Origin of the sequence: Paenibacillus sp. FSL R5-0701 (assembly GCF_037973995.1) — a bacterium.
Classification (GTDB): Bacteria; Bacillota; Bacilli; order Paenibacillales; family Paenibacillaceae; genus Paenibacillus.
Genome location: NZ_CP150230.1, coordinates 4749940 through 4763604, shown reverse-complemented (window position 1 = coordinate 4763604; position 13665 = coordinate 4749940). Strand labels below are relative to the sequence as shown.

Annotated in this window: 11 protein-coding genes and 1 tRNA gene; 9 read left to right on the top strand and 3 right to left on the bottom strand. The window is 43.1% G+C overall.

Annotation, left to right across the window (positions count from 1 at the left end; translation table 11 throughout):
• Positions 1-74 precede the first annotated feature (74 nt).
• Positions 75-557: a NucA/NucB deoxyribonuclease domain-containing protein gene (locus tag MKZ13_RS21055; RefSeq protein WP_339177911.1), complete on the top strand. Its 483-nt coding sequence runs from the start codon at positions 75-77 to the stop codon at positions 555-557.
• Between the two features lie 193 nt (positions 558-750).
• Here the strand turns inward: MKZ13_RS21055 and MKZ13_RS21050 are convergent, their stop codons facing one another.
• Entirely contained in the window at positions 751-975 is a 225-nt protein-coding gene (locus tag MKZ13_RS21050) for a hypothetical protein (protein ID WP_017687353.1), read from the bottom strand.
• 207 nt (positions 976-1182) lie between these two features.
• Between MKZ13_RS21050 and MKZ13_RS21045 the strand changes: the two genes are divergently transcribed.
• The 3 genes from MKZ13_RS21045 to MKZ13_RS21035 all read left to right on the top strand — a co-directional run bounded on the left by MKZ13_RS21045 (position 1183) and on the right by MKZ13_RS21035 (position 4130).
• Positions 1183-1632 (top strand): general stress protein, encoded by a 450-nt coding sequence (locus MKZ13_RS21045; RefSeq protein ID WP_253501886.1) that lies wholly within the window; start codon positions 1183-1185, stop codon positions 1630-1632.
• A 463-nt stretch (positions 1633-2095) separates the two neighbouring features.
• Positions 2096-2181 (top strand) — tRNA-Leu (locus tag MKZ13_RS21040).
• 1088 nt (positions 2182-3269) lie between these two features.
• Complete coding sequence (locus MKZ13_RS21035; RefSeq protein WP_339177905.1) at positions 3270-4130, top strand: MBL fold metallo-hydrolase; 861 nt, start codon at positions 3270-3272, stop codon at positions 4128-4130.
• Here MKZ13_RS21035 and MKZ13_RS21030 read toward each other — a convergent pair.
• Positions 4038-4994 (bottom strand): IS30 family transposase, encoded by a 957-nt coding sequence (locus MKZ13_RS21030; protein ID WP_076210700.1) that lies wholly within the window; start codon positions 4992-4994, stop codon positions 4038-4040. The two genes, MKZ13_RS21035 and MKZ13_RS21030, sit on opposite strands and share 93 nt — an antisense overlap.
• Before the next feature lie 1152 nt (positions 4995-6146).
• Between MKZ13_RS21030 and MKZ13_RS21025 the strand changes: the two genes are divergently transcribed.
• Entirely contained in the window at positions 6147-9068 is a 2922-nt protein-coding gene (locus tag MKZ13_RS21025; protein ID WP_339177903.1) for an insulinase family protein, read from the top strand.
• Positions 9069-9222: 154 nt separating this feature from the next.
• Here MKZ13_RS21025 and MKZ13_RS21020 read toward each other — a convergent pair whose 3' ends face one another.
• On the bottom strand, positions 9223-9930 hold the full coding sequence (locus tag MKZ13_RS21020) for a helix-turn-helix transcriptional regulator (RefSeq protein WP_221825411.1): 708 nt from the start codon (positions 9928-9930) through the stop codon (positions 9223-9225).
• 248 nt (positions 9931-10178) lie between these two features.
• On the opposite strand from MKZ13_RS21020, the gene MKZ13_RS21015 reads away from it, so the two are divergent.
• The 4 genes from MKZ13_RS21015 (at position 10179) to MKZ13_RS21000 (ending at position 13563) form a co-directional block, all read left to right on the top strand.
• Positions 10179-11399 (top strand): MalY/PatB family protein, encoded by a 1221-nt coding sequence (locus MKZ13_RS21015; RefSeq protein ID WP_339177901.1) that lies wholly within the window; start codon positions 10179-10181, stop codon positions 11397-11399.
• A 240-nt stretch (positions 11400-11639) separates the two neighbouring features.
• Positions 11640-12308, top strand: coding sequence for a uracil-DNA glycosylase (gene ung / locus MKZ13_RS21010; protein WP_339177899.1), 669 nt, complete (start codon positions 11640-11642; stop codon positions 12306-12308).
• Positions 12309-12327: 19 nt separating this feature from the next.
• Positions 12328-12747 (top strand): hypothetical protein, encoded by a 420-nt coding sequence (locus MKZ13_RS21005; protein WP_017687369.1) that lies wholly within the window; start codon positions 12328-12330, stop codon positions 12745-12747.
• 231 nt (positions 12748-12978) lie between these two features.
• The gene (locus MKZ13_RS21000) at positions 12979-13563 is read left to right on the top strand and encodes a TIGR00730 family Rossman fold protein (protein ID WP_339177898.1); all 585 of its coding nucleotides are present in this window, start codon (positions 12979-12981) and stop codon (positions 13561-13563) included.
• The last annotated feature ends 102 nt before the right edge of the window (positions 13564-13665 follow it).

Below are 13665 nucleotides of genomic sequence, written 5' to 3'. Positions count from 1 at the left end.
TTTTTTATTTTATTGGATTGTTTTACGAACGGGTGTTCTGTTATAATGCAAGTGTTGAATGGGGGAGACACAGCATGAGTAAGAGACGCACAAGAAGAAAACGTAAAGGTAAGCAAGGTTTCAAAAAGCAGGTTCTGACGCTGCTAGCGATGCTGCTGGTAGCTCTTTATGCCTGGGCTGGGGGAGAATGGCCGGAGGAGATACCTAATCCATTCGTAGGGACTAACAAGAGTGTGGACCATACCATTACGTTCCCTTCAGAGCGTTATCCCGAAACGGCCAACCATATTAAAGCTGCTATCAAGGCAGGGCATTCGGATGTATGCACCATTGATCGTAATGGAGCGGAAGGCAATCGGGATTTATCACTTAAGGGTGTTCCGGTCAAAAAAGGTAAGGATCGTGACGAGTGGCCCATGGCGATGTGCGCTGAGGGAGGAACAGGTGCAGATATCCAGTACATTACCCCGAAAGATAATCGTGGTGCAGGTTCATGGGTAGGGAATCAGTTAAGTACATATCCGGATGGAACACGAGTGAAGTTTGTAGTGAAGTAACAACAGGATATGGTCGGGCAGAAACAAGGATAGTCAGGCCTTTGTTGTGAGGTCAGTGGCAGCGTGGTACAGGAAAAGTAGAAGAGAAAAACCAGACGTGCATGCGTCTGGTTTTTTGGTATAAAGTGCTGGCATAAATAGATCTAGTTAACGTATCTATACGGGAACTGAGTTTCTAGGATTACAGAGCCGACTAAACGAGTTGCATTCCGCTCAAATGATGAGACCGGATGCTTAACAGACGTGTAACATGTTCAACCTCATCAAACGGTATCCACAGACTGCCGTGAACGGTACGTAAGGAGAGAATGGATGTATCAGCGGTGCGCTCGGGAAAACCGGTTACCGTCTGACCGCTTGTATTACGAACCATGATCTGTTGTTTGCGCCGGATGGCAATTTCTACCTCTTTTTTCATAAGTCATTGCTCCTGATTATGAGATGTTAAATCCATATGTCAATGTTTTCAATGGTTAATTTGTCTTCTTTATCTAGTCTATCAGAACTAGGTATAGATTTCCAGAAGAGAAATCAACAATCTTCTAGGTGATTTGTCTTAGCTGTGGATGATCCGTTTTTGAATGGGGATTACGGGGTTATATTAGGGTAAAAGGAGGGGAACGGAATGACACAATTGATTATTGGGCTGGCCCGTACCGAGAACGAGGCTATAATTATGCTGAATCAAGTGAAAGAGGAAGGCATCAAGGATAAATATTTGGGAGCGGTGGCGAAGGAGCAGCTCAATCTGGAGCTGGTGAGCGAAAAGACGGGGCTGCCCAAACCTTTGAAGGGTGCCGGAACAGATGGTGCCTTTGGCGCTCTGAAAGGCATATTGGCTGGTCTGGGGAAGCGAATGGATCAGACGATGTCGATCGGAAATGCAGTGCGCAGACTCGCTGGTAATGAGATTGGGAGTGAGACCGATGATTTGGTGCTTACACTGACTGAAGCGGGGATCTCGGAGGAGGATGCGCGGTATTACGAAGATTGGCTGTTAAAGGACCATATCTTGGTTATCGTGGAGTGCAGTGAGGAAGAAGCGGCTCGTGTTCGACCTATTTTACTTTTTTAGTTTAATTTAAGGCTGATTTTAGGTTTCTTTAATGTTGGGGAGGTATTCTTATCTCACACCTCCCTTAATATAGATTGGTTTACCGGAAGTCCGGGACCGCAACTCGGACTTTCTAGGCACTGTGAGCTGACGCTTGCAGTGCCTGTTTCATTTATATAAGTTGAACTAAAGATTATTTACACTGGCACTTCGATGACAGAATAACCTCTAATCGCTGTTATCCCCAGATTTTTTCGATTCCCTTTTCTCAAGGGAAATTCCGGTGATAGCGTATGCTTCCGATGCAGCTTTCTTTCAGAAAGCTTTTAGGCGAACGCTTCGCTTTTTCAGTTTTTTCTGTCCTCTCCGTTATCGTGTAAATCATTAGTTAAACTTATATAGTTAGATTATTTTTATAAAAAGTGTTGCAAAATTAATTAGTTCATGGTAAGATATTTCTTGTCGCCAAGAAATACATAATCCTGCCGGGGTGGCGGAATTGGCAGACGCACAGGACTTAAAATCCTGCGGTAGGTGACTACCGTACCGGTTCGATCCCGGTCCTCGGCATCTATTAAACAAGGGTTTCAGCTCAAATGAGCTGAAACCCTTGTTTGTTTTTTTAGCGGATTTCCTAACTTTATTGCTAATAACGCTTTTTTTCGTGTAGATTCGCGGTTTCCAATATGCTTGGAATATTGCTTATATCAACTATAGGTCGTGTGCGTATTGTTCAGATTTGCTTTTAGAGGTTTCTGTCACGTTCCATTCCAGTCACACTATTGTCTGATTTATGAATTCTTTACGATAGGTAGATTGTTATTTTTTATCGCTATGCTCCAAAGCAAGCCTTATATGAAGTCTGGTTATGTCCAGCATGTTCTTCATTTTTTTAAGATCTGCATCATCTCATTAATTGAAGAAATGGGCTACTTGAAAAACAATACGTTTGAATAACTTGGGGAAGAAGATCTTGAACTATGTTTAGAACAATCGTCAAGTCTACACTTACTGACGCTTTGATTGATGTGTGGGACAAGAATACTCGACACTATTCCTGTGAAAGTGACAAAGAAACGTATCATAGATCAGGAGTTACTGATAAAGTCCATTAAAGATACACTTTAGTGTTTGTGAAATTCTCTATATTTAAAGAAAAGCTATATGTGCCAAGGAATTTCTTACATTCTCGAAGTTCGTTCTATGTGGGTAACAGGGTTATCTATAATAATACTAGTCGTCTGTTCACTCTTGTATTTTCTGAATCGGCGTTGACGGTTTGTACTCTAGCTTATCCTTACTATGACCGAAAAAGTTTCTTTATAGCCATTATCCTCTGAATTGAGGATTTCTTTTTTTGGATAAATTGTGTTATTATACCGTTAATTTATGTGCTGTCATGCAATCATTCGATTCAGTAATGTCCGAAAACACCTATGTGTTTTACTATTATAAAGGATATAATCCTTTAAAGATCGAAATTATGTTGGATTACAATTGGTTGTTAAGAGGTTGAATGTTTAGAGCAATAGATCGGAACAGAGTGATGTGAGATGAGTTAAAACGAGGGGAAAGCTGTAACGATTGTATTACTTGAAAAGAAGGGAGGATATATTTACTTAGTATACAGTAAATATGATCTGACAATGGAGATTCAAATGATGAAAGCAGGTTATGGTGATTGTTTATTAATTCAATTGAAAACAAATGGAGGTAAAGCATTTAATATCTTAGTAGATAGTGGAACTGCTCTCAGTTATTCTATTAACAATGAAAAAATAATAACCAGGTTTATAGAGAATAATATTTTGGACTTGATCATTGTCACTCATATTGATGATGATCATATAAAAGGATTTACTCGTTTGTTTCAAAAATTATTAAATGATAATTCTAAAAAGGACAAAGTCAAGCGGGTAATATATAACTCTCCATATGTTGTTGCTAAATTTTTTAATTATCCATTTGAAGAATTGAAAAAAAATGAATTTAGATTTAATTCGTCCGATACTAGTGCGGCATCAGCTGATGATATTCAGCAAAAATTATATGATTTAGATTTATTGGAAGATATAATCACCGTTAATAACGGAAGAAGTGATATTTGCTATGATGGAATTAAAATTACTTTCCTATCACCTTCTCCACATGAATTAGTTAAATTTTATGAAAAATATTTAAAAGATAAAAATACTAAAAAGGAAAAGGTGGCCGATACAAAAGGCGAGAAATCAAACAATGATTATGAGTTTTTGCTGGACGAATTAAAATCTAACACATCAATCGAACAATTGAATCCTTATAATCGCGCAAGTATAGCTTTTCTTGTAGAAGAAGATTCAACTGGAAATGCACTGCTAATGTTAGGGGATAGTGATTATGATGTTATAAGAAATAAATTAATAAATTTAACATTTGACAGATTGTCAAACCAAGTGCGACAGTTCCTCTGTGAAAGATTCGTGAGCGGTTCTCCAGCCCAAGCATTTTCGGGGTCTGTGGTTAATCAGATCCAGTGAGTGTCCGAGATCTTCATCCTCTACTTGAGCGAAGTCGGTGCCCTTGGGATGAAACTCCCGCAGTAGTCCATTCCCATTTTCGTTGGAACCGCGTTGCCAGGAAGAATACGGGTCAGCAAAATAGACGTGAAAGCCATGTGTGTCTTCCAGGTTTGCATAGCAAGCAAATTCCTTGCCTCTGTCAGCCGTGGCTGTAAGGAAGGTGCCTTTAGGGTACTGGGAGATGGCTACACCAAGCGCAATTTCCATGGACAAAGCGGTACGATCCGGCATGAGAATGGCGGTATACAGCCGGGTTTTGCGTTCAATGAGCGTGGCTACGCATCCTTTACTTTTCCCACGACCTGATACGACGGTATCCAGTTCCCAGTGCCCAAACGTTTCTCGGGAACGAACCTCATTGGGGCGATCCGAAATGGATCTGCCGATAGCGAATTTACCGCGAGTTTCTGTGGGTTTCTGACGCTTCCCTTTGTGTCGAAGGACCTGTAACACGCCTCGAACTAGACGTCCGGCATAGAGCCAACGATAGATGGTTTTAAAGGAGACCGACGGCAGACCTTGGATGCGGAAACGTTCTGTGATCTGTTCCGGAGACCACGTTGCCTGCAGTTTTTCCTCCAAGGAAATAGCTAAGACTTCGGACCATTTACCAGGTGAGACAGAAGCCTTACGACGCTCCTCATACGCGCTCTGAGCCTGTTCTGCCTGATAGGCTTGCGATGAAGTAGCACGATTCAATTCACGACAAATCGTCGAAGGATGTCTTCCTAATTCTTTTGCGATGCCTCTTGAACTTTGACCTTGCCGATGGAGGATTTCTAGCTTGCTGCGCTCGATTATGCTAAGATGTCTGTAGCTCATGGTGGATTCTCCTTGTGTGAATGGTTGTTGTGGTGACTTCATTCTACACGAATCCGGCCATGGGCCATTTTTTATTTATTTCCAGCGGGTGTCGCACTTCATATTACAATCTGTCTTATGAAAATGATTCACGTATAAAAGATTGGAAGCTCAAGGTTACTACTCGAATCTTTCCGTTTACATTCTTGCTAACATGGTTGCATATACAAATTACTGAATCTAAAAGGAATAGAACACAAAAAATGCCTTAAATCCGCGTGGTCGATCTTTCGGTAGTTTAGAAAAGGGACTTTTAAGACTACTTCAGGATTTAAAATCCTGCGGTAGTGACCACCGTACCGTTCTGATCCCGATCCTCGCATATAAATAAAAAATCTTATGACGTTTGTTAATGGTACTATCCCCACAAGGTAGACAGTGAAAAAAGAGACCGTGTTAAAATGAACTCAACACTGAAAAAACGGAGGGGATTTTTGCTATGTCAGCGAAAAAAGGAAAAAATTTAATCATATAGTGAAAATATTAAAAAAGAGGCTGTTCGTTTGCGATTGGAAGAATGTTTGAACATACAGTTGGTTTGTGGATAAATTTGGGGTTGGAAGAGAGTTTTGAGGATTATAGAGGATGTTGGACGAAGAAGTACTTTAGTAGTGCTGAAGAAAGAAAACGCTTAAAGGTAGAATATCTAAAAAAGCTCAAGCCGAGTTTGCATTAAGAGAGGGAAGCTAGATTTTGAAGCCCGGTGCTAGTTCTTTGAAGAAATAAGCAGGTGGCACCTATGGTTATGCTGTATGAAATTGCTAAAATTTCTCTAAAACCAAGCTGCATGCGATCTTTTTGTGTTCTTTCATGAATTTGATATTATAGCTGACCACATCACCATGCAGTTCATAAACATAAACCCTGCATAATACATATCAGAAGGTACATTTATCTGACTTTTATGAAGAGACGGAACAATGGTGTATACTATCCATAGGCATATATTACCTTTACCTTGCTGAACGATATAAGTTCAACTACACATTTACACGACAACGGAGAGGACAGCTGTTGTTCTGTCATCGGAGTGCCCGTGTAAATAACCATATTTGAACTTATATTGAGTCACAAAACCAATAAAACAATCTTATGGACGGAGGACTCAAGTTTATGTTGAAACAGCTTAAGCCATACAAGGTGTTACAGGAGCGCAGAATCGAAGAACTGAAATCGGATGCGTATCTGTTGGAACACCAGAAATCCGGGGCCAAAATTGTACTTTTGTCCAATCAGGACGACAACAAAGTATTCAGTATCGGTTTCCGCACACCTCCGGAAGATGATACAGGGGTAGCCCATATCCTCGAACACTCCGTGCTCTGTGGGTCCAAGAAATTTCCGGCCAAGGATTCTTTTGTTGAGTTGCTGAAAGGTTCATTGAATACATTCCTTAACGCCATGACGTATCCCGATAAGACGATCTATCCGATCGCGAGTCGTAATGATCATGACTTCCATAACCTGATGGACATATATCTGGATGCGGTATTAAATACAAATATTTATGAGAATGAAAAGATATTTTTGCAGGAAGGCTGGAACTACAACCTGACCTCTGCTGACGATGAGTTAACCTACAACGGTGTTGTATATAACGAGATGAAGGGTGCTTTTTCTTCACCGGAACGAATGGTGCGCAGAGAAGTGCTGAACTCCCTTTTCCCGGATACTACATACTCCTCCGAGTCTGGTGGATTCCCGGAAGCTATTCTGGATCTAACGTATCAGGGGCTGCTGGATTTCCACACGAGATACTATCATCCGTCCAACAGTTACATCTATCTGTACGGCGATATGGATATGGAAGAGAAACTGCAATGGCTGGATGAAAACTATCTGAGCGCATATGATCGAATCGAGATTGATTCGGCCATTCAACTTCAACTTGCTTTTGCAGAACGGGTAGACACGGTTAAGACTTACTCTGCGGGAAGTACGGAATCGGAAGTTGATAACAGCTTCTTGACCTACAATGCGGTGATCGGCACAAGTCTGGACAAGGAACTGAACATTTCGTTCCAAATTTTGTTATACGCACTGCTGAACGCTCCGGGAGCAGTCTTGAAGCAGGCTTTGTTGGATAAAGGAATCGCGAAGGACGTTTACGGTTCGTATGATGACAGCCTGTATCAACCCGTATTCACTGTGGGATTGAAGAAGAGCAATCTGTCTAGCAAAGAGGATTTTCTGGGAACGGTCAAAGAAGTACTTGAGCGTGTGGTAAAAGAAGGCTTTGATCCTAAAGCGCTGCTTGCTGGAATTAACTCGTATGAGTTCAATCACAGAGAAGCGGACTATGGCAGAATGCCGAAAGGCCTGATCTACGGATTCTCCTCCCTGCAAAGCTGGCTGTACGATGAAGATGCACCTTTCACCCATTTAGAGGCCAATGACGTATTTGCTGAACTGCGGACAAAAATGAACGAAGGTTACTTCGAGCAACTCATTGAGAAGTATATATTGCAAAACACACATACTTCCTTTGTGGCGCTTACCCCGGATAAGGGGCTGAACTCACGCAAGGAGGAAGCGTTGAAAGAACGTCTGAAAACTATTCAGGCCGGTCTTAGTAAGGAAGAAGTTCTGACGTTGATTCAGAAAACGGAAGCACTAGCCGAATATCAGAATACACCTTCAACCAAAGAGCAGCAGCAGGTCATTCCGACGTTATCGATTGAAGATATTGAACCGAAGGCCTCTACCTTGCATCAAACGGTGAACGAGGTCGATGGCACAACCATTCTGCATCATAACCTCTACACCAACGGAATTGGTTATCTGAGACTGCTGTTTGATATCAAAGAAGTGCCACGTCATCTCCTGCCGTATGCAGGATTGCTCAAGAATGTATTGGGTTACGTGGACACTCAAAACTACTCGTTCAATGAACTGTCCAATGAGATCCATATCCACTCAGGTGGTATTCATAGCGGTATTGGATCTTATGCTAACGCGCACAAGCACAATGAATTCAAGGCGACCTATGAGTTCAACGCAAAAGTGTTGTATGACAAGCTTGGATTTGCCTTTGACATGATCAAAGAAATTGTGTTCACATCCCGATTCGATAATTCGAAGCGGTTGTATGAGATCATCTCTCAGATGAAAGGTAATCTGCAACGTAATCTGATCAATAGCGGACACTCTGCGGGAATTGGCCGGTCTTCGTCCAAACATTCAGCGGTTGCGGATTTTAGGGAAGCGGTAAGTGGTATCGCGTTTTACCAGTGGCTTGAGGATCTTCAGGAGAACTTTGAGGCGAGAAAAGAAGAGTTATCTTCCAGTCTGCAAGAGTTGACGGGGTATATTTTCAGACCGGAGAACTTGCTTGTTAGTTATACTGCCGATGAACAGGGATATGAGGGACTGGAGCAACAGGTATCCGATCTGAAAGCGAAGCTGTTCACACATGAGGTTGCCAAGGAAGAGTTTACGTTCACACCTGCAACTCATAAGGAAGGATTCCGTTCCCCGTCAGAGGTGCAGTACGTGGTGCAAACGGGCAATTATATCGACAATGGATATCAATACACCGGTTCACTTCGGGTCTTGCAGGGAATCCTGTCTCTGGATTACTTGTGGACCAATATCCGCGCCAAAGGCGGAGCTTATGGCTGTATGTCAGGCTTCAGACGGAACGGAGACAGCTACGTTGCATCGTATCGTGATCCAAATCTCGATAAAACGTACAAAATATATGAAGAGATACCGCAATATTTGACCGATTTCCGGGCAGACGAGCGGGAAATGACGCGTTATATCATTGGTGCGATTCAGGATCTCGATACGCCGAGAACGCCTTATGGAGAAGGAGCTTTCTCCCTGGAGTGTTATCTGTCAAATGTGACTGAAGCGGATCTGCAACAGGAACGTGACGAAGTGTTAAGCACAAAGGAAAGCGACATTATCGGTTTTGCTGAGCTTTTATCGGCTATACTTGAACAGCAACAGCGCTGCGTGATCGGTAATGAGAACAAGATTGAGGAACAGAAGCAAATGTTTGACGAGACGCTGGATTTAATTAAAAACTAAGCGTTAGTCTCGTTTATTCCACGATCCAATAAGCGTCAAAGCAAAAGGCACTTTTATGAGAGCTGGTTTCAACAGCTTATAGAAGTGCCTTTTCTAATGGGGAGGAACTGTCTCCATCCCATATGATATGAGAATGTGTGACGCGCTGCGTTGTTCAAGTGACAGCGAGCATGTTGTATATTTTCAAGGTCCGCAGATCTTCCTTTGAGATTTTTAATTCATTATATAACTCCTGATTCTCGGGCAGCGGGGTTCTGGAGAATAACATTTTTAGCGCGATCGGCATGAAAGGTCTGAAGGAGACACCCGCCATCAGTCCCCACTTTTTCTCCGATTCCTGAAAAGACGCCAAAATATTAATATATAGGTTTTCCAGCGGCGTGGCCTGATTTTTCAAAATCAGGGTGGTGAGTGTGTCATAATGCTCGGTGTGGCCCCAATACATATTCTCGCACTCTTGATAGTTCTCAAAATCCTTCACATTCATATACATCACGGTGCGATAACGGTTGGCATCCGATTGAGCCATCATGTCAATGACACAACGAATGAGACTGTTGTTACGCCCATCATAGAAGTAGGAATAGAAACGGGTGGAGTTCTTGAAAAAGCTGGAAGGGACCGCATTCATCAGGGGAGAAGCATGTCTTGGCTCTTGGTACAAGAGTTGCTCCACCTGGATGTTGAGTGCGTTCGCAATGTGATGTAACGTCACCAGATCGAGTGTAATATCTCCGCTCTCATATTTGGACAGCGTGCCCTTGCTCTTGAAGATCTGATCCGCAAGCTGTTGAATGGTCATTCCCCGCCACTTCCGAAAGTTTCGTATTTTCTTGCCAACTTCCTGATTGATATTGTTCATAAACGGTTCTCCTTATGCAATGTTTCTTGAGAGTACGTGAAAATGATGAAAGTCATCATAAAAATGATGTTATATGAGAAATATATCACTTTTTCGTCGAAATACCTATTCTGGAGAAACAATTAACTTCATTTGTTTCGTCAGGATAGATTGTATTGCATTTGATGCAATTCCAGCGTCATGGAATAATGGATGTAATACGACATGAAACGACAATGAAATGTTGAGCAGACAGAGGAGCAGAAGCTATGAAATATAACTTTGATGAGATTATAGACCGCACAGGTACAAATGCTATGAATACGGATGGTTTCCGTCAATATATTTTTAAAGCCACAGAGGACATGACTTTTCCATTCAAGGATGAAGAATTTATTCGCATGTGGATTGCAGATATGGAATTTGCCACACCTCCCGAGATTCTGGATGCAGTTAAGGATCGTCTGGATCGTAGAATCATGGGTTACTCCCAAGTATTCGATCCCGCATACTACGAAGCTGTCTCCAATTGGATGAAAAGATACTATGACTGGTCCTTCGCGAAGGAGCATTTGGAGACCTCAAACGGGATCATTCCCGCTTTATATGAATTGGTGGAATATCTCTGTCAATCGGATGAGAAAGTACTGATCGTGACCCCGTCTTATGGTTTCTTCAAGTCAGCTGCGGAGCATAACAATCTTGAACTGGTCTGTTCGGATATGATCAATGAGCAGGGGCATTACTCGATTGATTTTGAGGATTTTGAAGCCAAAGCGAAGGATGAGAAGGTAAGGGTATGTATTTTCTGCAATCCCCATAATCCGTCTGGACGTGTCTGGACAACGGAGGAGCTGCAACGTGTGGGTGAAATCTGCCTGAGGAACAACGTATGGGTCATTTCGGATGAAATTCACTGTGATCTGCTGCGGACAGGCAAAAAACATACGCCACTCGCAAAGCTGTTCCCGGATACGGATCGAATCATTACATGTATGTCTCCGAGCAAAACATTCAACATGGCTGGTCTGATGTTCTCCAATGTCATCATTCCGAATAATGAACTTCGAGACATCTGGCAGGCACGCCATTATGGTTTCAAAAACCCACTGAGCATCGCTGCCACTCAAGCGGCTTACGAAACGGGTGATGAATGGCTGAAACAATTAAAAGGTTATCTAGACGCCAATTTCGCCTGTGTTGAACAGTATTTGAAGCAGCATCTGCCACGGGCTGTTTTTCACATCCCGGAAGCCACGTATCTGGCCTGGATTGATATCTCGGCATATGCTCCCCATAATGTAAGCTTACCATTATTCTTCGCTGAGCAAGCGGGTGTATTGCTCGAAGATGGTCATATGTTTGTAGCCAATGGTGAGGGTTGTATTCGGTTGAATCTGGCTTGTCCCCGTTCTGTCCTTCAGGAAGGGTTACGGAGAATTAGCAGTGTGCTTGTGAAAGAAGTCGAAGAGGTGCCCGTTCAAGTATAAATCATCAAGTCATCACGCAACAGCGAGGTGACTTTTTTGGATTGAGTATACTGAATGTAGCAAGAATACGATTTATTTCGAGGTGGACCTATACCTGATGCGCAATTCTGGTCTGCTGTCCCCGGTTATGTTAAAATGGTGGATAGTCTATGAGTTGCATGACATGCGGCTCTCAGAAGGAAGAGCCCAGTAGTTGGGCTGAACGAAACTGCATTCATCAGGGGAAAGGAGCCTATACATATGTTTGGAAACGATTGGGACAAGGTGCTTCAGGAAGAGACGGAAGCCGAATATTTTAACAAGATTCGTTACACTCTCGCCGCCGAGTACAAAACGCAGACGGTCTTTCCGCCCAAAGAAGACCTGTTCTCGGCACTGAAGCTGACGCCGTATCATCAGGTTAAGGCCGTTATTATTGGTCAGGACCCTTATCACGGAGCAGGACAGGCTCATGGATTAAGCTTTTCGGTTAGACCGGGAGTGCGTGTACCGCCTTCTCTGAAAAATATATATAAGGAACTTCATGCCGATCTGGACCTGCCGATTCCGAATCATGGATCTCTGGTTCATTGGGCACAACAGGGAGTCCTGCTATTAAATGCTGTTCTGACGGTTCGTGAAGGTCAGCCGAACTCCCATCAGGCACTGGGATGGCAGACGTTTACGGATGCGGTCATTCGCGCGTTGAATGAGCGTTCAGAGCCAATGGTATTTATGCTATGGGGCAGTCATGCCCAGAAGAAAGGTTCTTTTATTAACAGGGACAAGCACCTTGTACTGGAGTCTACACATCCCAGTCCGCTGGCTGCGCATCGTGGATTCCTCGGCAGTCGTCCCTTTTCCAAAGCCAATGACTTCTTGACCTCCAAAGGTATTGAACCGATCGATTGGAAGATACCTGAAAACTAGACAGATGGAGGTGAGAACATTGCGACATTGGATAGGACGAAAAGTAGCGGTATATCGTGCAACAGGCATACGGGAGCCATTGAAGGGAACGCTGGTCGAGTGGGATGAAGAAGCGGAATGTGTACGGATCGGACCGAAACGGATTAAGGTATCGTTTGACAATATCGCAATGATCAGACCTCTTCCCGAAGAGAGTCTTCCCTTAAAGAAAGCACGTTCTGAAGTACACAAGGTTGGATATGTGATGAAAAAGGCGATTCAGTTCGAAAATGCGATCTATTTCAAGTCACAGGTTATGATCTGGCGCCGGGCCAAAATTGTAGCGTTATCCACGACGATTCTGCGTCATGACGAGGATCAGGTTGAACTTGCAGATGGTCGGGTTCTTCGTAAAGACAAGCATATGTTTGTTGTACGTTCACGCCGTGGGATACGTTAGTTATACGAAGATTTAATATTCATTTCATGCAAAGATCATACGGATTTAATGTTCGGTCTGTATATTAGGTAATAACAACCCCTTCTAAATTGATGTGTATTGAAATGGGAGCCCGGCCGGCTGCAAACGGTCGGTTTTTTTTTGTCCATTGATTCTGTTAACCTATTGTACATACCCATTACATTCATGTTGTATACTATTAAAATAGATCACGAGAAGGAGTGAAACCCAATGAAACGTATAGCTGTTTTTGCAGGCTCCAATCCGGGAAATCACCCCGAATATACAGAGAAGGCTGTTCAACTGGGCAAACAGATTGCTGATAGTGGTTATGCACTGGTCTATGGTGGTTCTTGCATGGGCTTGATGGGTGCAGTAGCCGATGCTGCTCTTGAGCGAGGGGGAGAGGTTATCGGGGTTATGCCTACCGGATTGTTCCGGGGCGAGGTTGTTCATGGAGGGCTCACACAACTGATTGAAGTGGGAACCATGCATGAACGGAAGGCTACGATGGCTGAATTATCCGATGGATTCATTGCACTTCCCGGAGGCATGGGTACATTTGAAGAACTATTCGAGGTACTGTGTTGGGCACAGATCGGTATTCATCGTAAGCCTGTTGGCTTATTAAATGTCAATGGATATTATGGACCGCTGATGAAGATGGTAGAACATAGCGTACAGGAAGGGTTCTCCAACAATTCGCATCTCAGTCTGTGGAGTCTGGAATCTGATCCGGCTGAACTGATCAAACAAATGTCATCCTATATTCCTGCAGAGCTGACTCAGAAGTGGTCACAACTCAACGGGAAATGAGTGTATAAGAAGACGGGCCTGTATCCAATCGTTCCTCGGGAGAATTTTCGATCTGCCCAAGCAAGTTGCGCTATTGGACATAGTCTATAGTGTACTTCGATG